General features: G+C 44.9%; 30 protein-coding genes and 1 pseudogene. 13 read left to right on the top strand and 18 right to left on the bottom strand.

Annotated elements, in window-relative coordinates; all coding sequences use genetic code 11:
* Positions 1-69: 69 nt before the first annotated feature.
* Genes CBX98_RS00330 through CBX98_RS00295 form a run of 8 tightly spaced genes read right to left on the bottom strand, consistent with a single transcriptional unit; the run spans position 70 to position 4600 of the window.
* Positions 70-828 (bottom strand): hypothetical protein, encoded by a 759-nt coding sequence (locus CBX98_RS00330; RefSeq protein ID WP_109168336.1) that lies wholly within the window; start codon positions 826-828, stop codon positions 70-72.
* Positions 800-1255 carry a hypothetical protein gene (locus tag CBX98_RS00325; RefSeq protein ID WP_109168335.1) on the bottom strand — a complete coding sequence of 152 codons (456 nt, stop codon included), beginning with the start codon at positions 1253-1255 and terminating at the stop codon, positions 800-802. Before CBX98_RS00325 ends, CBX98_RS00330 begins: the two co-directional genes overlap by 29 nt.
* Positions 1245-1766 carry a hypothetical protein gene (locus CBX98_RS00320; RefSeq protein WP_109168334.1) on the bottom strand — a complete coding sequence of 174 codons (522 nt, stop codon included), beginning with the start codon at positions 1764-1766 and terminating at the stop codon, positions 1245-1247. Before CBX98_RS00320 ends, CBX98_RS00325 begins: the two co-directional genes overlap by 11 nt.
* Positions 1759-2070: a hypothetical protein gene (locus CBX98_RS00315; protein ID WP_005457413.1), complete on the bottom strand. Its 312-nt coding sequence runs from the start codon at positions 2068-2070 to the stop codon at positions 1759-1761. The genes CBX98_RS00320 and CBX98_RS00315 overlap by 8 nt, the downstream gene beginning before the upstream one ends.
* Before the next feature lie 3 nt (positions 2071-2073).
* On the bottom strand, positions 2074-2229 hold the full coding sequence (locus tag CBX98_RS26245; protein WP_017635786.1) for a hypothetical protein: 156 nt from the start codon (positions 2227-2229) through the stop codon (positions 2074-2076).
* A 56-nt stretch (positions 2230-2285) separates the two neighbouring features.
* The gene (locus tag CBX98_RS00305; protein ID WP_109168333.1) at positions 2286-4103 is read right to left on the bottom strand and encodes a replication endonuclease; all 1818 of its coding nucleotides are present in this window, start codon (positions 4101-4103) and stop codon (positions 2286-2288) included.
* A gap of 12 nt (positions 4104-4115) precedes the next feature.
* Complete coding sequence (locus CBX98_RS00300; RefSeq protein WP_017634764.1) at positions 4116-4412, bottom strand: hypothetical protein; 297 nt, start codon at positions 4410-4412, stop codon at positions 4116-4118.
* Positions 4409-4600 carry a hypothetical protein gene (locus tag CBX98_RS00295; RefSeq protein WP_109168630.1) on the bottom strand — a complete coding sequence of 64 codons (192 nt, stop codon included), beginning with the start codon at positions 4598-4600 and terminating at the stop codon, positions 4409-4411. The genes CBX98_RS00300 and CBX98_RS00295 overlap by 4 nt, the downstream gene beginning before the upstream one ends.
* Before the next feature lie 147 nt (positions 4601-4747).
* On the opposite strand from CBX98_RS00295, the gene CBX98_RS00290 reads away from it, so the two are divergent.
* A complete protein-coding gene (locus CBX98_RS00290; RefSeq protein WP_005390085.1) occupies positions 4748-5011 on the top strand; it encodes a helix-turn-helix transcriptional regulator in 264 nt (87 codons plus the stop codon).
* Between the two features lies 1 nt (position 5012).
* On the opposite strand, the gene CBX98_RS00285 is transcribed toward CBX98_RS00290, so the two are convergent.
* A complete protein-coding gene (locus tag CBX98_RS00285; protein ID WP_109168332.1) occupies positions 5013-5387 on the bottom strand; it encodes a DUF3693 domain-containing protein in 375 nt (124 codons plus the stop codon).
* Positions 5388-5587: 200 nt separating this feature from the next.
* On the opposite strand from CBX98_RS00285, the gene CBX98_RS00280 reads away from it, so the two are divergent.
* The 10 genes from CBX98_RS00280 (at position 5588) to CBX98_RS00235 (ending at position 14956) form a co-directional block, all read left to right on the top strand.
* Positions 5588-5860 (top strand): hypothetical protein, encoded by a 273-nt coding sequence (locus CBX98_RS00280; protein ID WP_021448023.1) that lies wholly within the window; start codon positions 5588-5590, stop codon positions 5858-5860.
* Positions 5860-7890, top strand: a complete 2031-nt coding sequence (locus CBX98_RS00275; RefSeq protein ID WP_109168331.1) for a replication endonuclease — start codon at positions 5860-5862, stop codon at positions 7888-7890. The genes CBX98_RS00280 and CBX98_RS00275 overlap by 1 nt, the downstream gene beginning before the upstream one ends.
* A gap of 83 nt (positions 7891-7973) precedes the next feature.
* Positions 7974-8279, top strand: coding sequence for a hypothetical protein (locus CBX98_RS00270; protein ID WP_005389159.1), 306 nt, complete (start codon positions 7974-7976; stop codon positions 8277-8279).
* 269 nt (positions 8280-8548) lie between these two features.
* Positions 8549-8812, top strand: coding sequence for a major coat protein (locus CBX98_RS00265; protein WP_024701226.1), 264 nt, complete (start codon positions 8549-8551; stop codon positions 8810-8812).
* Positions 8813-8889: 77 nt separating this feature from the next.
* A complete protein-coding gene (locus CBX98_RS00260) occupies positions 8890-10515 on the top strand; it encodes a hypothetical protein (RefSeq protein ID WP_029814390.1) in 1626 nt (541 codons plus the stop codon).
* Positions 10515-10874, top strand: coding sequence for a DUF5455 family protein (locus CBX98_RS00255; protein WP_012841818.1), 360 nt, complete (start codon positions 10515-10517; stop codon positions 10872-10874). The genes CBX98_RS00260 and CBX98_RS00255 overlap by 1 nt, the downstream gene beginning before the upstream one ends.
* A complete protein-coding gene (locus CBX98_RS00250) occupies positions 10874-11947 on the top strand; it encodes a zonular occludens toxin domain-containing protein (RefSeq protein ID WP_109168330.1) in 1074 nt (357 codons plus the stop codon). The genes CBX98_RS00255 and CBX98_RS00250 overlap by 1 nt, the downstream gene beginning before the upstream one ends.
* Positions 11948-11964: 17 nt before the next feature.
* On the top strand, positions 11965-13317 hold the full coding sequence (locus CBX98_RS00245) for a secretin N-terminal domain-containing protein (RefSeq protein WP_109168329.1): 1353 nt from the start codon (positions 11965-11967) through the stop codon (positions 13315-13317).
* Positions 13318-13411: 94 nt separating this feature from the next.
* Entirely contained in the window at positions 13412-13954 is a 543-nt protein-coding gene (locus CBX98_RS00240) for a hypothetical protein (protein ID WP_109168328.1), read from the top strand.
* Between the two features lie 444 nt (positions 13955-14398).
* The gene (locus CBX98_RS00235) at positions 14399-14956 is read left to right on the top strand and encodes an ADP-ribosyltransferase (RefSeq protein ID WP_109168327.1); all 558 of its coding nucleotides are present in this window, start codon (positions 14399-14401) and stop codon (positions 14954-14956) included.
* Positions 14957-15215: 259 nt separating this feature from the next.
* Here CBX98_RS00235 and CBX98_RS00230 read toward each other — a convergent pair whose 3' ends face one another.
* The 5 genes and pseudogenes from CBX98_RS00230 to matP form a co-directional block, all read right to left on the bottom strand.
* Entirely contained in the window at positions 15216-15587 is a 372-nt protein-coding gene (locus tag CBX98_RS00230) for a phage protein (RefSeq protein ID WP_109168326.1), read from the bottom strand.
* Positions 15565-15813, bottom strand: a pseudogene (locus CBX98_RS00225) (DUF3693 domain-containing protein); the annotation flags it as partial. The gene CBX98_RS00230 and the pseudogene CBX98_RS00225, both read right to left, overlap by 23 nt.
* A 98-nt stretch (positions 15814-15911) precedes the next feature.
* On the bottom strand, positions 15912-16235 hold the full coding sequence (locus CBX98_RS00220; protein ID WP_109168324.1) for a hypothetical protein: 324 nt from the start codon (positions 16233-16235) through the stop codon (positions 15912-15914).
* Positions 16236-16349: 114 nt separating this feature from the next.
* Entirely contained in the window at positions 16350-16661 is a 312-nt protein-coding gene (locus tag CBX98_RS00215; protein ID WP_005396496.1) for a DUF3634 family protein, read from the bottom strand.
* 15 nt (positions 16662-16676) lie between these two features.
* Entirely contained in the window at positions 16677-17126 is a 450-nt protein-coding gene (gene matP, locus CBX98_RS00210; RefSeq protein ID WP_005396497.1) for a macrodomain Ter protein MatP, read from the bottom strand.
* A 210-nt stretch (positions 17127-17336) separates the two neighbouring features.
* Between matP and CBX98_RS00205 the strand changes: the two genes are divergently transcribed.
* Together CBX98_RS00205 and fabA are read left to right on the top strand one after the other, a co-directional pair.
* The gene (locus CBX98_RS00205; RefSeq protein WP_109168323.1) at positions 17337-18977 is read left to right on the top strand and encodes a Lon protease family protein; all 1641 of its coding nucleotides are present in this window, start codon (positions 17337-17339) and stop codon (positions 18975-18977) included.
* 70 nt (positions 18978-19047) lie between these two features.
* Positions 19048-19566: a bifunctional 3-hydroxydecanoyl-ACP dehydratase/trans-2-decenoyl-ACP isomerase gene (fabA, locus tag CBX98_RS00200; RefSeq protein WP_005396499.1), complete on the top strand. Its 519-nt coding sequence runs from the start codon at positions 19048-19050 to the stop codon at positions 19564-19566.
* 120 nt (positions 19567-19686) lie between these two features.
* On the opposite strand, the gene rmf is transcribed toward fabA, so the two are convergent.
* The 4 genes from rmf to CBX98_RS00180 all read right to left on the bottom strand — a co-directional run bounded on the left by rmf (position 19687) and on the right by CBX98_RS00180 (position 23922).
* Positions 19687-19860: a ribosome modulation factor gene (gene rmf, locus CBX98_RS00195; RefSeq protein ID WP_005377453.1), complete on the bottom strand. Its 174-nt coding sequence runs from the start codon at positions 19858-19860 to the stop codon at positions 19687-19689.
* Between the two features lie 181 nt (positions 19861-20041).
* Entirely contained in the window at positions 20042-21775 is a 1734-nt protein-coding gene (locus CBX98_RS00190) for a DUF3466 family protein (RefSeq protein ID WP_006743220.1), read from the bottom strand.
* A gap of 7 nt (positions 21776-21782) precedes the next feature.
* A complete protein-coding gene (locus tag CBX98_RS00185) occupies positions 21783-23702 on the bottom strand; it encodes an ABC transporter ATP-binding protein (protein WP_006743219.1) in 1920 nt (639 codons plus the stop codon).
* Positions 23680-23922 carry a glutaredoxin family protein gene (locus CBX98_RS00180; RefSeq protein ID WP_074190119.1) on the bottom strand — a complete coding sequence of 81 codons (243 nt, stop codon included), beginning with the start codon at positions 23920-23922 and terminating at the stop codon, positions 23680-23682. Before CBX98_RS00180 ends, CBX98_RS00185 begins: the two co-directional genes overlap by 23 nt.
* Positions 23923-23939 lie beyond the last annotated feature (17 nt).

Raw genomic sequence — 23939 nt, 5'->3', positions numbered from 1 at the left:
GAGAGGAAGCGAAAGCGGGCGCAACCTATAGGTTAAGTGGTTAACCTATAGGTTGAATGAGCGTTGAAATTAACGGTGAATAGTGCCCGTCAGACAGTTAAATGAGGACTTTTCCACGTTGCCGATACCGTCACGAACGAGCATATATTCAGCAATGGGTTTGCCAATTGCGGCTTTGTTGTTTTTGGCTGACTTCAAGCCCGCCAAGGTATCGACGCACAAGCCTTTTTTATCGGCGAGCCATCGCGCATCGGCCATCGAGTTGACCGCACCAATCCACCAAACAGGCGATTGCTCGGTCACGGTCTTGGGCACTTCCTGCCCGCGTTGGAAAATCGAATGCAGCACAAGCCCATATTGACGCCCACCGCGCCACAATTCGCCCGCTTTGCCTTTGAGTTTGCCGGACGTTTCCACGCAGCTTGCCAGCTCTTCGATGATCACATGCAGTTGTTGGGCGTCGCCATTACCGACTGCCCACACTGCCGCGCTAAAAAATTCGAGTTCTTCACTACACGCACCATCTTTGGGAATGTACGCCAGTTTGAACGACTTGCCGCGTTTACGTGCCATCACCAACGCTTTGACGAACGCCACGCGGGAACTGGTTTCAAGGCATTGTTGGCCGCGGAATTTCGCCCCCGCGTAGTTGCGGTAAGGGTCAAAAAAAACCGCTTGCGCGGCTTTTGGCACTAACCCCAAGTGCTTAACGGCGGAGGTTTTACCCCCGCCCGTGCCCGCCACATAGATGACATGTTCGGCATCGTGTGACGGGTTGGAGTTGACCGGATTGGGGAATTTAAGCGGCGTCTTTTTCTTTTTGCTCACGCTGTTTTTCCTCCTCGATGGCTAATAGCTCTTTTTGGTGTGCCATGGTTTTCTTGGCACTGTAGACCAGCGACAGCACGGCCAAGCCTAAAACGGCTTCTTGCATGTAGTCACCAAACATCGACGACACGCTATCACTGTGTTTTTCCAACACGGGCAACGCGGCATCAATCACCGCCGCTTTGCCTTTTTCATCAAACTCAAAATCCACACCGGAAATAATCGACGTCGCTTGTTCGGCAATAGTAAACAGTACCGACAGTGCGCCCTCGAACATTTCACCTGCGGGTTGGTGGTTGTCGTCGTTGGCGGCTTCGGTTGGTAAGTCGGTTAACTCGCTGACTTCGGTTTGTTCCAGTCCGCTGATAACCGCGGAAAAGTCGCCCCAATCATCTAATTCTGGTTGGTTTTCCATTTCATCCTGCATTGATTGGCTCTCCCTGTTCGGTTGGTTGTTTGGTTGGCATCAGTTGACGAATCGCCCAAATCAGCAAGGCGACAAAGGCTATCCCCGCTAAGACTTTTTTAACCGGAAACGGCGTTTTTTTAACGGGCGTTGGTACTGGCTCAGATTCGCTTTCAACGCTTGGCGCTTCCACTGGTTCGATTACTTCAACGCTAGACGTATCAGTGCTTGCAACGATGTCGGGTACTGGTTCAACCGTTGGCAATTCAGCTTCAATTGTGACGGCGTCACTCACTTCTAGCTGTTCAACCGAGTCAACCATGTTGGATTCCACAAACGCGTTAATGCTCTTGCTCATTGGACTGTTGCCACAGCTCGGACACTTGTAATAAAGCAGCCCTAAGTTGCGCCCGTTTTTGGTTGGCTCGCCCTCGGCAATCAGCTTGCCCTCACCGACGCGATGCACGGTTGAGGGACTTTGGCAAACTGGGCACGATACGTGCCCGCGAATTGGGTTGGGATGTTTACTCATCGGCGGCCGCCTCGACTGTTTCCAATTGCTGCATGTTGCCTTTGACACAACCGCGATACTTTTCACGCACCTTGTTGTTGAGCTTGGTAAGCTGCTCGATTTGGTCGAACAGCGTCGGATTTAAACCAAACGCTTCAAGCGAAAAGTTGCCCGTCATGAGCATCTTGCTTGCACGTTTGATAATCGCGTTGGTGTCCATGTTTTTAAACTGGCTCAACTCCTTTTCGACACTGGCGTTGAGTTTGTCGGCCGCATCAAGCGCGGCCATTGCTTGCTGACATTCTTTAAGAGATAGCATTTCCATTGTTTAAGCCTCGGCTAGTTCTTCATCGGTGTTCGGTTTGTTCTGAATCTGTTTGTTGACTTCTTTCATCCAGACCAGCAATAGACGCCAAAACACGCCGCCCTTGCTGCGCTTTACTTCGGCTTCCATTTCTTGGGTGATTTTGTCGATGGTGCTCATTGGGTTGTCCTTACCTAGTTGCTGAAATCGTTGTCGCAAGCAATAGCCCAAACGGGTTAAATCAGTCGTAATGTGTTGTTTTGTAATTTGATTGAACAATATTGGTCGATGGAAACCGTCGCCCCATTCGCCAACGGCTCTAATAGGCATTTCACTCCCTCAAAGCTCCATCCGGTGAGCTTCTTCAACTCCGTAATGAGTGGGGAGTTACAGTTATTTTCAGTGCTCCAAGACGTCGCTCCGCGACTTTTTAAAAGACGCTTTACGTCTTTCGTTTGCACGAGTGAATAGCACTCGCTGGCGGTTTCGATGACTTGACCACACCACTCAAAACCAATGATTTTTTTGATTGGTTCGCCGTAGTCGTTTTTGTTTTCTTTGTAAGCCAATTTAGCGCCCTTGGCTAACTGACAAAACAGCGCCCATTTGGATGAGTCAGCCGCTTGTCTCAGTTCTTCTAGCTGATCATCTTTTTGGGTTTGTTCGGCTGTCGCTCGGCGTAAACTGCGCCACAAAGAAACAGGCTCACCACCAAATTGCTGAAACTGGCGAATGCGATGCACCGACGCCCAAGCGCGCACTTTAAATGCGCTTTCTTCGGCTTCGGTGTCTGGCATGTGTTTACCGTTGATGTTCTTCGAGACGTACTTGGCAATGTATGCCGTTGCGCCGCCCTTGCTTGGGTCGGCTTCTTTTACGTCAAAGCGTGGCGTGATGTCGTCGCCTAATTCCTCACGGTCTGGCGCAATCGCCTCACCGCGTAGAATACGAATGATGTTGGCTTTGTCTTTGTGAGAGCAAAACAAGAAATAGTGCGCGTGACTGGTTGCGTCTTTGTGTGGCTCGGCCACACGAAAGCCAAAGTATTCAATCTCTAACTTGGCCAACTTAGCGCGAGCAAGTGACCATTGGCGCATTAACTCGGCGTGTCCATCTTTGACGCTTGAGCCATCCCACTTCGGTGAATTGCGGTGATAACGGCTCGGCAGTGTCCACGTAATGAAAAGCGCGGTGTATTCCAGTTCGTCGGCCAGTTCTTCAAAGCCACGAGAGCGAACCATCATTTCAATGCGGCGGTTCTCAGGGTTAGCAATGGTGCGCTTTGCCACTTCCTCTAATGGAAAGTGCTCGCCTGTTTCCTCGTTGTACACGCTCATCGACTTCATGTATTTCTCGGATTCGCGTTGCTTGCGCTTCCAGTTACTAAAGGAAATTTCTGACACGTATTTGCTTTGATGGCCTTTGTCACCCACACGGCTCATGGTGATTTGGGCGTACTCGATGTAGTCACCACGCAGACGCAGCAAACGACGTTCGACCCACTTTTCCGACTGCATTTTGAGTACCGCGGCTGTTAGCATTTGCTCTAACACTTCAACGTCTTTCACTTTGAAATTCACGTAAGGCGGCTTGATGTGAATGGTCTTAAGTAACGCTCTTTGCTCAGAATAAACCGCGGCCAACGCCTCTACAAAAGACGCGTAACCCTCGGCATTTAGGCTTGATAAAATCTCGGCGCATTGGTCGGCGTACTTCTCCGCGAACTTGGTCAGCGCGTCGTCACGCATCAAGATATTGTGCGTCAATGGCTCGCTATGCGCGCCCTTGCGACTGTCAACAAACGAGTAACGATTCTCGATATGGTGTGCGCACTTCAAGCCAAATTTCACCGCGTCTTTGGCGGTTTTAATGACGTTTTCACGTGTGGCGTTTTGGCGCTGTGTGCGCGCCTCCACTTTACGGCGCACATCGTTGCGAACTATCGCGGGTAAGCGTGGGAAGAATCGGCGTGAAAAGGCACTTTGATGAATGGCATCATTGGCGAACGTCTTGCCCGCCATCTTGATTTCTATGGCTTTGGTGTCGAAATCCATGCATCCCCCTGATTAAAGGGAAGAATCCGCGCCCACTTGGGGCGCTTCATCTTGCTTGCGGATTTCGTGTAGTGGTTGGCCGTTGTTTTGCGCGCCAAGTGTCGCCATACGGTGAGCGGTAGTCGTAATATCGGCCAAGGTGTCGTTTTGTGCTTTGATGCAAGCGACAAGCGTCATCCCTTGGTAAAGCCAAAGCGAGGCTTCAACGGCTTCAAGCTCAAAACTATCGAAGTAGATATGAGTTCCGTTGTCTTGTGATGCAACAAGTTGGCGCTGATTGCGGCGCGATTTCCAGATACTCAAATTCATGCTACAACCCCCTGACGAAAACGTGTAGGAATGTAGGTCTGTTTCTTTTTAGGGAATTGCTCGGCGAACTTCTCGCGTAATTCTTCGATTTTACGCAGCGATTTAGCCGTTTTGATTGGGTCTGGATTTGCACACCCTGCCATATCAGGGCAAGGTAAGTGGATTGGGTTTGAGATTATACGTTCCATGTTCATAGCCTCCGCAAGCTGTCTCTTTTTTGAACATGGCAACCGTAAACGAATTATTTTAAACGTACAAACGAGTTAAACTACTGAAATAGCACGTAAGATGCTCTACAATTTAACAATCTTGTTTCTTTTTTAAACAGTTACTAAATGAACTACACAAACATACTTTTAGACAGAGTAAAAGCTAAGTACGAACTGGGCTCAGACTACAAACTGGCTCAGAAACTTGGCGTTGGTCGTAGTCGCGTAGCCCACTGGCGCGCGGGTAGCTGTTCTATGGATTGGGAAATAGCCTTTAAAATCGCTGACTTACTGGAACTAGATGATCAAAATTTGGTGTTCGGTTTGATAGATGATAAGTACAATAATCCCCGCTTAATCAATGCCTTACAGGCAGGCGCACCCGTCTAACCTATATTAACCCTTTCACATATAATGCGCACTGCAATAGTGGTTCCTGTGGACTTGCAATCACTAAGGCTAATCCAGTGCAAGCCATTGAGATTCCTGACAATCCAAGCCCATTAAACTTTTTTGCAATTCCTTCCCATACTGCTTTTATCTGCGGATTATCATTGCGATCAGCGTGACAACCCAACAATGCAATCTCAGGGTCTAAACCTGATTGCTCTGCAAGAAAAATTGCTTGTGTATCAGTCATATAACGCTTTCCTTTGCGGAAATCACTGATTCTCTGCGGCGGCACATTCATATCCGCTGCAATTTGTTTGTCTTGTACGTAACTTTGAGCCTTTTTGTAGGCATCTAATAGTTTGTTCTGATACATACCGCTTCCTCCATTTCCGTCAGTTTAGCTTATCAATCACCATTTTTGGTGTCTTGCGCTAACCAATTTTGGTGATTACGCTACTAACCAAATTTGGTTATTCAATCAGTATCAGACCGCCTTAGCTATGGGCGTTTGCCCTTGACGCTTTCGCACTTGGCTTTGGCGGTCGCTCTCTCAACTAGTCAAGGTGGTTGATTATGGAACGCGACAAAACATTTGAACTGTTATGTATGTTAGCTGGGCTACTAGCTATCGCGTTTGTTTTCTATGGTCGCGCGAATTTCGATGCTCCTGCGAGTACTTACGCTCAAGTTCGTATCTGGATTGAAAAAGAGCCATCCGCTATTCCAATGCTTAACGGGTTCATGTCTGACGGCAAGCTTACACAAAACGAAGTTGATGAGCTTCGTGTTTACGTTGAAGACGCACCCAAACGCGCCCTTATTTCAAAAACAGTTGAGGCTCAATAATGCGTGAACTTGTTATTGATTTGGCATCAGGCAAACAAGAATGGATTGATTTTGTTCCTGTCCATTCTTGGGCTTCATGTGAGCACATTCCTGACAACTTATTCGACCACTGTTTTGAGTACGTCGACCACAGATTCACAACGCCTGAGGATTTCATTCCGTCGGCTGTGAAATCGGCAATGAGTACGTCAATCTACTCACACGACCTGTCAGATTTTATTGAGCGCCCTACTTCTAACCCTTGTTTGGACTTGCCGAAATCATTACACCGTAACGGCGACTTCGCTCGACACATGACACGCGCTTACACCGACATTCTGAAAACACGCAACGCTCTGGAGGCTGTACGCGCAGTTAACGACGCTCACGACCGTTTGACTGAGCACGGCTACAGCTACGCGATGTCAGATGAGCAAATTACCAATCTAGCCAAGCGCAAATCACGCGACTTTTCTCGCGTGTTAAGTGCGATTCCTCTTGAAGAATCACAAGCGCGTTTTGATAAATCGGTTCAGCTTCTTGATTCATTAGGCTTGGCATTTTCACCTGAGCAAATTCAATACGCAGAAAACAACTGTGAACTTTTCGCATTGGTGAACCGTGCTCTTGATGAGCATTGGCTTGTTCGTCAACTGCGCCGTAAATGTGCTTACGAGGTTGAATGTGTTGCGCGTGATTTAGCGCTTGTTCAACGCCGTAAGCAAGTTTACTGCTCGGATTTTTCTCTAAGCCGTCAACGTGACCGCAATACGTCTAATCGTATCGCGCTAGAAAACACGATTGCTTACGATGAGGCTGACCCGTCTAACTACTTCACACTCAGTGAGCTATCCGCTAAGTCGGTTTCTAACGCTGAGATTCGCCGCGCTGAAATGTTTGTTCGTCTGCGTGGCTTTGAGGAAATCGCTCAAGAATCGAATCACGATGCGGTGTTCTTCACGGTAACAGCTCCGTCTCGTTTTCACTCTGTTTCTAAGGGTGACATCAACCCTAAATGGCTTGAGGCTGGCAAGCCTGACGCGAAATCAGCTCACGCTTACTTAATGGGCGTTTGGGCGAATCTTCGTAAGTCGATTGATAAGAGCAAAATCAAGGTTTACGGGATGCGCATTGTTGAGCCTCACCAAGACGGCACGCCGCATCACCACTTGTTGCTGTTCATGGAAAAATCCGCACGCAAATTTGTGACGTCTGAGTTTCGTCGTCTTGCTATGGCTGACTCGCCAGACGAAAAAGGCGCAAAGAAAGCTCGTTTCAAAGCGGAGGTTATCGACTGGTCTCAAGGTTCAGCCGTTGGTTATGTCGCTAAGTACCTGAGCAAAAACATCGACGGTCAACACATTGATTCTGACAAAGGTTCGTCTTTGTCTGGCTCAGATGCGGCAGAACGTGTCGTGACTTGGGCGCGTGTGAATCAAATTCGTCAATTTCAATTTATTGGTGGTCCATCTGTCACGGTATGGCGTGAGCTTCGTCGTCTTCGTGATGAATTCAAAGAGGACGATGCTTTGTTTACAGATTTATCTCAAGACGAACACTTTCTATTAGAAAAGGTTCGCCGCTCTGCTGATGAGGGCGACTGGAAAGCGTTTTGTTACGCAATGGGCGGTGTGTTCGTTAAGCGCAAAGACCAACCAGTAAAAGCGGAATACTCCGTTTCAACCTCTATCGAAAAACTGATTGCTTCGGGCGGTGAATACTCATCGACTCGTTACGGCGATATGGCTCAAGCGCGTTTGAATGGCTTGATGTTCCATAAGATTTTTATCGCGACTCGCTTCCGTACTTGGAAGACTGAGAACAAGCAACAATTCATCCGTGCTCAACAAGGCATCATGTCTAACGTGGTCGATTACTTCGACGCGCTAGAACGTGAAAAAGAATACGAGCGTATGTATGACGACCTTTACGAGCAATACGAAAAACACCTAGCGCTCTATGACGAAATGGAAGCGCTGTTGCTCACCGACCCTCAGGAAATTAATGCGTCGTGTTGGGTGGGCGCAGCCCCGCCCGACATGATGCATTAATTTCCCTTGGACTTGTGTCAATAACTGTCATTTCAATTTTCAACTAACCAACAACGTAAAAATAAGGGCAAAACACTATGAGAATGGAAGGTTTAATTCTAGATGTTTCGGACATCGTTCAAGAAACCAAAACAGACCGTAACGGCGAACAAAAGCAAAACGGCAAGCTGCGTCTCATCACGACCAACCCAACGGACACTATTGAAGTACGTGTCTCTCCTGAGCTTTGGGAAAACGGCAAGGCTGGCGAACTGCTCAAGCGCTGTGTGGGTAATCGCATGATGTTTGATGTGGAACACAAGAAATTCAGCTTTGGTAACGATGAGGGTAAACACGTTTCTATCGACGGTTTCCACCTCTACGCCCTACCTCAACTTAACGAAAAGTAAGGGCTAAATCATGACCGAGACGCAATTTGCAGAGCTAATGGCTCGACTCGATAACTTTCAGTTGATGGTGTTCTTAGGCATTTGCTTCTTGTTAGTTGCGCTCGGTTGGATGGTCGGAGGGCAAAGATAAATGCTGTCAACAGAGTTCATGCTCGGCTGTTTTGGAACAGCATTTATCCTTGGCTTCTCGATTGGTTTCCACATTCTGGGATTCAAGAAAGCGGCTGAGGTTTCAACTTCTTCATAAACATAACATAGGAAACAAGACTATGGAAAAGCAAAACAAAGTACGCGCAGCAATGGCTAAGGCTGGCGCAGTAGTAACAGCAAAACGTGCGGCATTTGGTGGTGCACTTCTTATGGCGGCATCTGGTGCACATGCAGCATTGCCGGAACAGGCAGCGCAAGCCTTTACTAGTTTAGGGACTTTCGTTACTGACATGCTCACCTCAACTTGGGGTATCGCTGTTCCACTAACGGTTGGTTTCATCGGCATCAAGCTATTCAAGAAAGGGGCAAACAAAGCAACGTAATTCTAACGACTGCTTTATACACCCATTGGTCAACGCCTCCGAATGGGGGCGTTATTTTTCACGAGGAAGATTTACAAATGAACATTAAACAAAGCATAACGTCACTGATTATTTTACTGGGTGTTTTGTTTAGTGCTTTTAGTGTAAGTGCCGCTCAACCAACGTATAAGGTTTCAGACGTTTCAGCTTATCCCGATTGTAAGTTGCTGTTGGGTATGAGAGTTAACCCTGCCTCTTATGTCTCTTGTTATGAAAACAAGTTTGTTAACTACAAGGATTTTTCTACTAAGTCCTGCTATTTGAGGCATGGTAAATACGTTGTAGATATCATGTGTCACACAACCAGTGCTTCTTGGCCTCTTTATCGTGCAGCTGGATTCTTGCAAAATTCGGCTCAATGTCCGCCTGACCATGAAAAGATAGAAGACGGGTACGTCGTATCTTGCGAACCCATCGTTCCTGCATGTGAGTTTGGCGAAAACCCTGACGGTACATGTATGGATGCCTGTCAGTTCAAACAGTCCATTAATGACACTCAATCACTTCATTGGTCGGCTTACGTTTACGGTGAACAAGTAACAGGGGCGTGTTTTGGCGATTTTGGTGCAACACGTTGTGAGGTCGAGCGTATCCCTAATGACAGTACGCTTTGTACTGATGTCGATTCGGGCGAATTTACCCAAAACACGCGATGTCACGGTAAGTTTCAATTCACAGGTAAGCAGTGTGATGGTGGTACGCTGTTTTGGGGTAAAGATGGCCCTGACACCCCTATTATTCCCGATGATCCAATTCACGACCCTGACGACCCAACGGGCGACATCGAAGACCCTAGCGTACTTCCTGACGACTCGACCAATACGGTTAATCCACCGAATACGGGGGATGTGCCAGATGTCGAAGACCCTGACACAGATGAATCTACCGATAAGGGCGTAGTCAACGCGATTAAAGGGCTTAACTCGGATGTGAACAAGGCGCTTCACGCGCTAAACGTCGACCTCAATCAATCGAGCGCTGATATTCAAAACCAAATCATTGCGCTCAATGCGTCGATGGTGACTAACACCCAAGCGATTCAAAAGCAGCAAATCAACGACAACAAGATTTACGAAAACACTAAGGCGCTGATTCAGCAAGCTAACGGTGACATCACGACGGCGGTCAATCGAAACACCAATTCTGTTGGTGAGGTGGTAAAGGGACTCGATGATTTGCAAACCACTAACGCTGATGGATTTGCAGAGCTATCGGATAAGCTCGACGACCTCAAGCCTTGTGAGCCTACCGAGGAAAACAACTATTGTGAAAACCCTCATGGCTTAGGTTCGGATTATGTCGGTGATGTGCTGACTCAAGCGGATAAAGCCGTGTCCGGTGCGATGAATTCCTATGAAAAGACCGTGACCGATGCGGCTAACGATTTGATTGAGAAGAATCTAACGGCAGAGTCTGAGGGGCATATTAATGCTATATCGGATTCGTTTTTGAGTGTGTTACCTAAGCCTACGCCCTGCATGAATCTATCTTTGCCTACTCTTGGCGGTGGTCGCGCTTCTATTTCTTGTGAGTTTTCGCAGAAACTCAAAATGATCATCTCAATTCTGATTTACATCTACACGATTAAGACGCTTGTTGAAATCTTGCTGACGGAGGTCACGCCTGTACCAAGTAACAAGCCAGGTTCGGGGAGATATTACTAATGATTCAGCTATTACCTATTGTTTCAGGCATTAGTGCGGCGTTGCGTTTACCTGCTTTGGTCGCGTTTATAGCACAAATAGCGACTACCCTGTTTGGTTGGTTCTTTATCGCCAAGGCGCGCAACGTCACGATTAACTTGGTAATTATTACCTTATTGATTGGGCTTACACTCGCACTCACTCTTGCTATTTATACGCTTGCCACTGGGCTTTCTTACGTCACACCCCCGTTTTGGTCACAAGCTGCTGGCATGTTCATTCCTAACAATGCAATTCCTTGCGTGAGTGCGATTTACTCGGCGCGTCTGCTGCGTTGGGTGTGGGAGTGGAAGTTCTACGCGATTGTGAGGGCGGCGTAATGGCATCGGTCTACTTTGTCACGGGTAAGCTCGGCTCAGGTAAAACACTAACGGCAGTCGGTAAGATTCGTGAGGCGTTTATGCGTGGTGTGCCTGTGGCGATAAACCTCGATATCAACTTGAAAGAAATGCTTGGACGCAACAAGCGCAACACTCGCCTTTATCGCTTACCGGACAAGCCTCAGGTAGAAGATTTGATGGTGATTGGCTCAGCAAACAAGAGCTATGACACCAAAAAAGACGGTTTGATTGTGCTCGATGAGTGCGGAACGTGGTTTAACTCGCGTACATGGAACGATAAGAATCGACAAAAGTTAATTGATCACCTTTTGCATATTCGAAAGCTTGGATGGGATGTCATTTTCATCGTTCAAGACATTTCGATTGTTGATAAACAAGCGCGTCTCGCACTTGCTGAACACACCGTATTTTGTCGCCGCTTAGACCGTCTTCAAGTCCCTATCATCTCGACTGCGGTATCCGTTCTGACGCTCGGTCAACTCAAGTTGAAAATGCCCAAGTTGCACGTTGGCATCGTGAAGTATGGTGACAACGCGAACTCGCTCACCGTCGATAAATGGATGCTCTGGGGTACGGACTTATACAGTTCTTACGACACTAAGCAGATGTTTAGGAACAACTATGAGGACGGCGTTTTTTCAGTATTGCCGCCCTACTATACCCACGGACGTTACACTGTCCCGTATACGTTGAGAAATATCATGCGCATTACGAAAATCTATCTCCGAAAATATTCTCGATTCAGCGTGTTTGCGGCAGGTGTCGCCGTCTCTTTTGCGGTGTTCACCTTGGTTGGCACGCCGAACATATCGACGGAACCCGAAACGGCTCAAACGGCGGTGCCTCGCGAGTCATTGAGTGACTTGCTCGACGGCTATCGAATTGAATCTTCAATGAATCCTCCAAACGTTGCCCCGTCTTTTGTGCTGGTTAAGGACGATGTGCGTCTGTCGTCGTCGCAACTATACGCAAAGGGCTTTACGGCTCAATCTAACGGCTCTTGCTCCATTACTGTTAGCGGCAACGGTCAATCATTCAAAGTCATGTGCTAGGGAATAAGGTGCGCTTTATGTCATGGATAATCGCAAAACTCACAGCTTTTCTTTCAAAAAAACAAAAAGAATTTTATTACGCCGGAGGCTCACTGCTCACGCGCACATTACTAACTATGCGCTGTGGTAAAGTTGAGAAACAAACAACGGCTTGTTCCAACTTTTCCACATCCAGCATTACCGTCTTTCTGCTCGCGTGCACCCTGCTCGGCTCTCCTGCTTTTGCCGCCACCTCTGCGCCCTTTGAGGCAAAAAACACACCGATTGGAGACTTTGCATCGTGGTTCTCGGTTCACACTGGAAACACAGTTGTGCTCGGTCATGGTGTCACTGGTGAGGTCAGCTTTACCGCGCCGGATTTGAAAGATGAGGACTATCCAGCCTTTTTCCTTTCGGTGCTTCGTGCGCATGGTTACGAGCTTACGCATGACCACGGCGTTTTTACCATCATTGCTGACGCCAACAAAGTGGAGACGTTCGAACCCTCACAAGTGAAGTTGTACTTCTTTGAGAATGTTCGAAATACCAAGGTCGTTGATTTGATTTCCTCGATGCTTGCTGCAACTCAGAATCAAACACTGAACAACAAAGCAATTAAGAACTACAAGGTTGAAGTGCTACCGACCACAAACAGCATTATCGTGACTGGCTCTGAGAATCAATTGAAGCACATTGATGTGCTCATCAAAGGGATTGATAGACCACAAAAGCAAGTCTTTATCGAGGCGGTAATTACCGAAACTGAGCTCGGTGATTCTCAAGAAATCGGCGTGAATATGGACTTGGCACTGAGTGAGGCTGGCTTTGTTTCGCAGCCTACCGCAATTAAGAAAGCTGTTGATAACCTGCTGTTCTATGAGGGCGGCGATTTTAACGCGCTTATCAAAGCTGTATCAAAGAATCAGAACACCAAGCTCTTATCACGCCCAAACATGTTCATTATGGACAGAGAGCGCGGCTACATCACGGTTGGTCAGAACGTACCGTTCCTCACCTCGTCTGAGGTAACTGACGGCGGTAATCGAGTTCAACAAATCGAACGTAAAGACGTGGGTGTGTCACTTGAGGTAGTACCGCATGTGATTGGTGATCATGTTGTGTTGCAGATAATGCAAAAATCCGACTCGGTAACGGATTCCTCTATCGCATCCGACATCATCACCAATACGCGAACACTGCAAACCGTGGTCAAGGTCAAAGACCGTCAAACGATCTCTTTAGGAGGTTTGATTTCTCAAGAGCAGCGTGAGTCGGTAAGCGGTGTACCTGTCTTGATGGATGTGCCGTTGCTTGGTGCTCTTTTCCGGTCAGAAAAGACCAATACAGTGGATAAAGAGTTAAAAGTGACTATACGGACGACAATACTATGACTTGTTATCACTATTAATATGTTTTTGTTAAGTGTTGCCGCCTAGATTCTCAAGTGGCATCCTAAAGCTATATAAAACAGTGACGGATTGCTTTATGTGTGATTTAAACGTTATTGATGAATACTTGCGTAATATTGATATAACACGAAACAATAGATGGGTAGCTGCTTCTATGGTGGCTAGTAAAATTGAAACGTTTATGCTCATACCATTACAGGGTATAGGGAAGTTAGATTCAAAGCTTGTAGTAGCAGATAATAACTTTCTATCGAAGAAAGAATTGTCTCCCTTATTTGATGGCCTAGACGAACATATAACTCTTTCCTACCTATGGGTTCTTGGAGCGTATGAACTTGTTCGCACTCTAGAACAGTCTGCTAGAGACGGGAATATTTATCTTGTTCAGTATAAGGAGGATCTCAAAGAGCTGAAGCAAATGTTTGCTAGGGTTAGAATCCCATTAGCAAAATTTGAAGCTGCTGGTAAACATAAACGCACTGACAGCAATATAGCGTATCCAGGCTATAACACGGAGCTTGGTGTCGCTTGGCAAGTTACAAAAGAAACTTGGATTTCGAGAAGAGAGCTATCAGATGGAATGCTTCAATTATTGGAAACCATTCGCTCCACTTTGTAGTGAGCCTTTCTCACTTGAATCTTGTAATTCATTTTAAATCAAAAGCCCTATAGGGGCTTTTCTACCTTCTAATGTTCATTAGGCTCGGACGTATTTTATAATTTTTGTTGCGATTATCATCTCCGGCTCGACTCCTATTTCTAGGAGCGCAATTCCAGTAAGTATTTCTTGAGGGGTTAACAGCTACCACGCAGGCAGTTCAAGCCTATCTTTATGCATTTTGAAGTTTTCTCAAGCATCTGAGGTGGTTAGTTCCCCCACAAATCTGCATTACGAGAGTATATTCCTGCTCAACCTTAGTTCTCAGCAAAGCTTCTTTAAGGCCTTTCAATCTGTTGAACGATATAGAATTCCAGTACATTTACAATAAATTCATAATTCCTTTCGGAAGTTGGCTAACGTGTTCTAAGATTTATTTGTGATATAGGATATCTAGGAGATTTTATGGACATGGTTTTAGATTCGGTATTATACAATCGCATTAAGAAAGAGTTGGAATCTAGCCCAATCGCTAAAACACACTCTTTAGACATGAACTTTAAAATAGCGATAAGGAACTATACATCTAGAAGATATGATTGTATCAACAATGCAATTAGATCAGAAAATCCGTCACAAAAAGAGCAGCGTGCAATAGCCCTTTTAGATGAAGCTTTAAATAGCCTTCCAATATATGAAGGGGAATGGGTATACCGCTACAGCTGCTTAACTAAAGAGCTATTTGAATCGATGACTAAAGCAGTGGGAACCGATTCTATTATTTATGAGGAAGCATTTACCAGCACTTCTAAGTCAGAGTTTTTTAAGTTTGAAAAAAAGTGCGATTACTACTTAAAAATCAGACATAAGAATGGCCGTAGAATCGACATGTTTTCAGTCTATCCGCAAGAAGAGGAAGTTCTAATACCATACGGTAGCTTTTATAAAATTTTATCATTTGATCCAGATGCAAATACATTCGTGTTAGAGCAGTTACTTGAACATGAGATTGATTGTGACTAAGATGATCGTATGGTTCAGTATGGAGCTCGAACATGAAAACTATGAGTGAAGACACAGTAAAAAGACACGAATCTGAATGGAAAACTGTATCGTTTATCTCAGAAAATGACCAAGAAACTTTGAAAAGGATCATGAGAAGAAAAAAAAATAGACATCTAAAGTTTCGACGCGCATTAGAAAAGTCTTACATTAAGGCGTAAAAAGCCCCCTTATAGAAAACAGGGGCTTCTGTACTCTCAATCAGTACAGTACTCAATTGCTACTTGTGTAAAATAAGGGCTATCTCCCTAGCATATTTCAACAGTTTTGTCGTGGTCGTTATCTCCAGCTCAGATTGAATTTCAATAAGCGCAATGCCCATCAAAACCTGCTGAGCGGTAACAAGCTGCCCAGTTGGAAGTTCAAGCCTGTCATAGTGCATTTTAAAGTGCTCCCACTGTTCCGATGGGCTCAGTTCCCTTCCCTTTGTCATTCTCATAAGCCGCTTACACTCCGGTGGAATGGTTTTCCCCTTATCCCATTCTTTGACCGTCCTCACAGTTTTCAAACAAAGTTCAGCAGCTTGTTCGACGGATAAACCACATTCAAATTCACGAAAAATATAGTTTTTAGTCATTTCGTGATACTTCATTGAATAGTCCCTCAAAAGAGAGACATTTTATAGGACCGGCATATGCAATCGCACTCAACATAAGCAGATATAATGCGCACTGTAATAGTGATTCCTGTGGACTTGCAATCACTAAAGCCAATCCGGCACAAACCATTGAAATGCTTGATAATCCAAGTCCGTTATACTTTTTTGCTATTCCTTCCCATACTGCTTTTATCTGCGGATTATTATTGCGATCTGCATTCCCAACCAATTACACGAGAGCCACTTCATTTTCATCTAGTTCATCGAGTCTGAAAGCTTTGCGCTCTTGCTGCCCGATGCTTCTAATCAACATTGCAATCACGAACCTGTGGCTATATGAAGCCGAATATACTTTTCTGGATATTTATAACGATAGCGTTTTCCTTTCCTCAAGTTGGATTGCACATACCGACAAACTTTTTTGTCACCACTACTGGTTACTCTTTTTATTACTGCTTTTTTACCTTTGTGTTCCATCTCTATCATGACATCACAATAACCTTGGTAGTCATCAAATTTGTTGTCTGCTTTCCTTTGAATCTTAGTTTTAATCTTTTTAGCCAATGGATTCGTTTCTGAGTCGTCAGACAAAGCTGAAGCACTTACAAAGAGAAAGACCATTAAAGTTACAACGTATCGCATGGTTTAAGCCCGTTTATCTTATTGATTAATCAATGATAAATAATTTTTCTATAGATACGAAAATGGGACGCTATATTGCGTCCCATTTAACACGATTAAGTAACTGATATGTAATTAAGCTCGCTTCTTGCCTTTGCTCGCTTTGAAACCTTGATGCGGAAAAACGTTGCGAATCCGCTGTTGGATTTTTTTGGGAACGTCCTTGGAGAAGCTCAAACGCATGCCGGTTCGTTGGCTATATACCTTCATTTCACCACTAAACGGATTATGTTCACTAATATCTTGTAAGTTATGTTTGAAAGAAGGTGGTAGATGCCCTTTTACGTTACTGATATGGCCGTTATCAAACTTTACTTTTAGCACTGGTCTATCAACTGCGATCAACCAAAAGATTACGATGGCAGCAATTAAGATTACATATAACATTTGGCACTCCCTATCCTAGCTAGATAGCAATTTACTCAAATCCTCTTTGATCGAGGTAACTTTTTGACTCGCTTTTTCACTTCTCGATGCTTCAGAAAGTAGATATTCAATTGCGTCAGATAATGTACAACCGAGCTCGTTTGCTCTGCTAGAAAGCTTTTCCCAAACTCGATAATCTAAATCAATGGACTTTTTCTTTGTATGGACTTGCTCTGCATTGAAATGACGCTTCCTTTTCGCTCGGATAGCCTGCTTGAGTTTGTTGTCCAACTCTTCTGACATGTGGTTTTCTATCCAAGCTAATACAAGCGTAGGTTCGTGTTCAAGGCGTTTTAGCTCTGCAACCGCGGCATCTGCTTCACTTGTATCAATATGTCGGGTAATCGCTTCACCATCTTTCCATTTCTTGATGAGATACTTCCATTTCCACCCACACTCTAGATTCTCAAGCTGCTGATATTTCATTTATTCCGACCCATAAACATAACCTAGTGACAGCGTAACCCAGATAATTTACTTGGGCAAATAAAACTCTTAGAAGTATCGATGTTGATCACTCATTTGTCTAAGTATTGTTCATTGAGTGTTGAATGCCGTGAGCGAACCAAATTGGTGCTAGGGTGTTATAGTCCATTTCGTTATAATGTCGGCAAGATTGAATTACGATGAATTTTAATGAACCAACTTAATTGGCAAGACGTAACACCTTCACTTGAGCAGTACGGAGCACTTTTAAAGTCTGCACCTTCGTTACCAAAGAAGTCTTTTACTGATCTTCAACCGAGGATGTCGGCAACGATATCTCGCTTTTCCAAAATGTCGGGATTGACACGCGTGCTACTCATTAACTGCGTCGATAATTCTGTCTATAGAGAGTTCATCAGTAAAGCTCTTCAGAGTCATTCTAACGCTGCGATTGTTTTGTCGGAATCACTTGATGCCAAACGTTTATTTGACCGTTACAGTGTTGATGTAAGTGGTGATATTGCCTTCCAACCTGGCTTGATTTCACAAGCTGACGACGGTTATTTGATTGTACCTGCTAATCTCATTCTGGCTAACCCGGGACTTTGGCCGAATATAAAGTCTGCAATTCAACAAAACCTTATCGAGCCACTGAACCTAAGCCCTACTCGCTTACCTACTTCAGTACCGCCATCTAAAGCTTATGATGTAAAACTGATTGTAACTGGGGAAAGAAGTCAGTTAGCAGAGCTAGAATATATCGACGAGGACTTTTGTTCAGGCTTTGCCATGTATACCGAAGTTGAAGAAGATATTCATTTGTCAGAGCAGAATTTGACAGATTACTTTGGTTTGGTGAACTGGATATGTTCTCAATATCAGCTGCCTCATTTAACGGAATGTGGCTTTAGAAGACTATTGCTAGCTGGTATGAGATTTACTGAAGATCAACATTATTTGCCGTTAGGTGTAATGTGGCATTCTCAACTTCTAACACTTGCCAGCCAGTTCAGTGATGGCCAAACATTAGATTACGAGTCATTAGATAAAGCGATTGACGACAAGTATTACCGCGAATCCTATCTTCCTCAGCGTGCCGTGTACGATATTTTAGATGGACAAGTCATCATTGAGACAACTGGGGAGCAAGTTGGCCAAATCAATGGCCTAACCGTCATCGATATGGCTGGACACCCTGTCAGCTATGGTGAGCCTGCCAGAATATCGTGTGTAATTCACTTTGGTGATGGCGATGTTTCCGATGTTGAGCGCAAAGCTGAGCTTGGAGGCAATCTACATGCGAAAGGCATGATGATTATGCAAGCTTTCTTAAGCTCTGCTCTAAAACTGGATGAACCACTGCCTTACTCTGCCTCGATTGTATTTGAACAGTCTTATAGTGAAGTTGACGGTGACAGCGCATCTCTCGCAGAACTTTGTTGCTTGGTGAGTGCGTTATCTGAATCTCCAATTAATCAACAAGTTGCGGTTACAGGAGCCGTCGATCAGTTTGGTCGAGTGCAAGCAGTCGGTGGCTTGAACGAGAAAATTGAAGGTTTTTATCAGGTTTGTAAACATCAGGGTTTTACGGGAAATCAAGGCGTTGTCATGCCGAAATCAAACCTTAAACACCTTGCATTACATAAAGATGTAATAGAAAGCATTAAAAATGGTGAGTTCCATATTTGGTCCGTCTCTACGGTAGATGAAGCTATTCCGATTGTTATGAATAAACCTTTTAGAGGCGAAGACGAGAGCATTATTGGCAAAATAGCGGAACGTATTGAAAACTTTGAAAGACATGAGCATCCAGAAGGAATTGTGCAGCGCATCAAAAACTGGTTTGTCTAGTACTGATCGGAGTTGTTTAGCGTACACGTGTTCACTAAGATGCAGCTATCAAAAATTGGAGTAATTGATAATGCAAAACAAACGTGATTCTTATAACCGTGACGATCTACTTGCTTCTAGCCAGGGTGAGCTATTTGGACCAGGTTACCCTCAGCTTCCTGCACCAAACATGCTAATGATGGATCGTATTACTAAAATGTCTGAGACAGAGGGCGATTTTGGTAAAGGTTTGATCTTGGCGGAATTGGATATTACTCCAGATTTGTGGTTCTTTGATTGCCACTTCCCTGGTGACCCGGTAATGCCTGGCTGTCTTGGCCTTGACGCGATGTGGCAACTTGTTGGCTTCTTCCTTGGCTGGGTTGGCGGTAAAGGTAAAGGTCGCGCTCTAGGTGTTGGTGAAGTGAAGTTTACAGGCCAAATCTTACCGACGGCGAAAAAAGTAACCTACGAAATCCATATGAAACGCGTCGTAAACCGTAAGCTGGTAATGGGTTTGGCTGACGGTCGTGTATGCGTAGATGGCAAAGAAATCTACGTTGCGAAAGATTTGAAAGTTGGTTTGTTCCAAGACACTTCAAACTTCTAATCACGACTTTAATCGATTTATAAAGGCTCCTATTTAGGGGCCTTTTTGTTTGCCTAGTCTATAAATGTAGAAAAGGCTCCGTAGAGCCCTTTCGAATCCTTCTTTTTGTATGTGGAGAGTTTATTTGTAGAGACCAGATTGTCTTTCATCTCTGGCATCACGCCAACCACCTAACCAATACGACCGAGCATCAACTTGTTGATATGGGCAAGCCTCTTGAGACCTTCCATTCAACCCAGCTTTATAGCCTTGAGATTGAGCTCGTTCTAGGCGATCACGCTTTTGTCTCTTCATAGTTAATTCCTCATACAGGTCCATTTACTAACGTACAGCTGTTATTGTGAAACTTTGATGGAGTTTTTATGACTCCACTTATAAGAATCGATCAAGTTGAGTGATTTCTCAAGGCATAAAAAAAGCAGAGGCTCAAATGTGTGAGCCTCTGCTTGATTTAAAAATTACTGACGATTTTTGACTATTTTCTACGGAACCCAAACAATCCAAGCATGGTCAAAGCTAACCAACCAAGGCCTGCACCTTGACGCTCTGTTGTCGTTGAGTCAACGCTTCGAGACACAATGTCCTTCTCAGTCGCACCTGCAATAGGCACCAATTTTACAGCTACGATTTGTTCATCAGAACTACATGTCGCATTGTTTGCTGTTGTACTGTAACCGCCAGCACATTTCATCGCGGTACCAGAAATCACACCTGCATCGTTGATATCGGTTGCGTCAAGAATACGGAACTGGTTGTTTTGTTCAGAGTAGTCACCGCCATTAGTCAAACTATCTAGGAACCAAGCTTTTCCATTAAATAGTGTTGAAGCACGTTCACTAGTCTCACCACCTACACTATATGGGTAGATAAAACCGCGCTTACGACGTGGCTTACCATCGTCTTCACGTGTCGTTTCCGCATCGAGCTGTCCGACAATTTCATTGTAAGAGTTGATCCCGCCCATCTTACCGCCCGCACCGCTAAAGAAAATACCTGTAGTTGGGTAAAAAGCGTTAATAGAATCCTTACGAACATCATTTACGATAAAGAGACGATTTGGAGCAGAGCCCGTTGGCATTAGATATCCGCCGGAACGTTTTGCTTCACCAATAGCAACAAAATTTGAGTTAACATCGGTTAATCGTGAGTTTGTATGAACCGTATCATCACCTTCACGCTGTCTAGCTCCTACAACAACTTTGTTTTTCCAAGTTGCGTTTTCAACGCTACCTTCTGCCTCTAGTGTTCCGACAAAAACAGTAGCATTCAGATAGTTATCATCACTGTATGTGTTGTAACCCACGCCGTAAACCGTTGTTCCATCTGTGACAAGGTCACGCATGCTTCCTTGAGCCAGTCTTTCTCCATCTTTAGATGTGCCACTTGGCCAAGCCAATTCACTGACGGTTCCACTTTGATCCCAAATAGCTGCTTTCGATGTGTGGTGAGCGCCATTGGTATTACTTGCTGTTCGAGATACACTACCAACGGTAAAAGTGCCATCGGTTTTCCAAGCGTGGCTTTGCACAACGCTTGCGTCGTTATCACCTGTAACAAAATTTGGTTCAACAGGTGCTACGACGGTATTTCTTGTTTCCAGTGTCGACTTGTTTTCACTGTTGACTTTACTTTGATTACCGACAGCGGCACCATCTTCGGTAAGCTGATTGATAACATTGTTATATTCATTTTTATAAGCAGCAGAATCGCCTTCTACAAATGCTAACGCATTAGAAGTAAAGTCTTTACTACGCTCTTTGTTCCATGGGGTCCAGTTTACAGAAGCCCAAGAGTCACAAGTAGAATAGCGAAGCTGGTTATAACAGTAACGTTCAAAATCTTTGAGTTCTTGGATGTAATAAAAGCCCGCGTCCAATCCAAATGGAATTTCCTCACGATAGCTATTTCCATCCACGGCTTGTGTTGCTGAAATAGGTGTTGTGCGAGTTTCCATCGCAAGCTTAAATTGGTCTGGTGTACAGTTTGCTGCCGCATCAAAACAGCCCAAAGCGAAAGGGGAACCTGTTGAAGGATCTGTGCCCGCATCACCTTGCTGAATTGCAACCCCATAAGCCGTTTGGTAGTCACCGTTTGAGCCATGATCCTGAGGTGAAACCTCAACCACTTGATACAATGCCGCCTGTGCGTTCATTGTGGTACCAACCATCATTGCAATGGCGGTCAATTTGAATTTATTACTACAATTCATTGAATTCTTAACTATCCTGTTGCATTGCTTCGAGTTCTTCCCATCTCTCGAATGCGATTTCCAACTCCTGCTCTAGTGCAGCAAGCTGTTCCAATACCGGCTGAGTTTGCTCTACAGGTTTAGCAAAGAACTCTGGATCGTTCACTTGCTCCTGAAGGCCCTCGATATCCGACTCTAATTGTTCTAGTTTAGCTGGTAGAGCTTCTAATTCTCTTTGCAGCTTATACGATAACTTCTTCGAGTTGTTCTTAGGTTGGGTTGTTTTGGGAGTTTCCTCAACCACTTTTTCTTTTTTCGCTGGCTTTTCAACCGCTTGACGAACCGCCAATACCTGTTCACGCTGCTGTCTTGCATCGTGATAACCACCAACAAACTCTTCAATCACTCCGTTTCCTTCGAAGATCCAGCTTGTGGTAACAGTATTATCAACAAACTCTCGGTCGTGGCTAACTAAAAGCAACGTGCCCTGATAGTTGGCAAGCATTTCTTCTAAAAGTTCCAACGTTTCGATATCCAAATCGTTGGTTGGTTCATCAAGAATAAGTAAGTTGTTTGGTTTCAACAAGATACGAGCTAGCAGTAATCGGTTTTTCTCACCACCAGAGAGCGCCTTAACCGGGGTTCTTGCGCGCTTAGGTGCAAATAAGAAGTCTTGAAGATAACTCAGCGCATGACGCTGACGTCCCCCAACCATTACTTCTTGTTTCCCATCCGCTAAGTTATCGATCACTGTCTTTTCTGGATCCAAAATCTCTCGGTACTGATCAAAGTACGCGACTTCTAATTTTGTTCCGCAGTGTAAACGACCAGACTGCGCTTCCAATTGCCCTAATAGCAATTTAAGTACCGTACTCTTACCGCAGCCATTTGGTCCGATAAGTGCAATACGGTCACCGCGCATAATGTTAAAGCTAAAGTTGTCGACGATTGTCTTGCCTTCGTAAGCAAAAGATATGTTTTCTGCTTCAAATACAATTTTCCCTGAACGTGAAGCATCATCGATATTAAGGTTAACTTTGCCTTGGACATCCCGGCGATCGCGACGCTCTTCACGAAGTTTCTTCAATGCGCGTACACGACCTTCATTTCGAGTTCGGCGTGCTTTAATGCCCTGCCGAATCCAAACTTCCTCTTGAGCAAGCTTTTTGTCGAATTCAGCATTCTGCATTTCTTCAACGCGGAGCATCTCTTCTTTTTCTTCTAGGTAGTTGTCGTAATCACCAGGGAAAGAAGCTAATTGCCCGCGATCTAAATCAACAATGCGTGTTGCCATTGATTTGATGAACGCACGGTCGTGAGAAATAAAGATGATCGAGCCTTTGAAGTCTTTTAAGAAGTTCTCTAACCATTCGATAGTTGTTACATCAAGATGGTTTGTTGGCTCATCAAGAAGTAATACATCAGGGTCACAAACCAGCGCGCGAGCTAAAGCGGCTTTACGTTGCCAACCACCGGATAAATCGGTCAGTTTAGTTTCTGGACTTAGTTTTAAAGCACCAAGTACGTTCTTAACACGGTCATCAAAACGCCAAGCATTAGAATGGTCAAGCTGCTCTTGAACCTTGGCTAAACGGTTGATGTTTTTCTCACTCGGATCTTGAGCAACAAGATCGAGAAGATCGTGATAGATCTTCAGTTGTTCGCCGATTTCAGCCAAACCGCCAGATACGTATTCGTAAACCGTACCCTCTTGATTACGCGGTGGATCTTGTTCAAGTCGAGAAACAACGACGTCTTGAGTGATTTGAATCTTGCCGTCGTCCAACAAAATGTCGCCGGCAAGCACTTTCATTAACGTGGACTTGCCTGCTCCGTTGCGACCCACTAAACAAACGCGTTCGTTTTCTTGAAGAGCGAACTCCGCTTTGTCCAGCAATGGGTGGTCACCAAATGCAAGTTGTGCGTTATGAATGGTAAGTAATGCCATTATTATCCAACCAATGTGTGAGTTGTTCTAAGTCAAACGGCCAGTTCAACTCAGAATCTTGATACTTTAATACGGGTATTGTGACGCCGTAACGAGAAAACAGTGCATCATCGAACGCAATATCAATGATATCTGTTTGCTCGGCCAAACCAATTTGGTCTACTAGAGCAAATGCCATCTCACAAAGATGGCATCCCTCCGTGCTATACAATATCAGCACGTATTAATCCTTTTGTT

The sequence above is a fragment of the Vibrio sp. T9 genome, assembly GCF_003123985.1.
GTDB lineage: Bacteria > Pseudomonadota > Gammaproteobacteria > Enterobacterales > Vibrionaceae > Vibrio > Vibrio diabolicus.
Note: the sequence above shows the minus strand (reverse complement) of the source record. Positions and strands in the feature narration are given on the sequence as shown.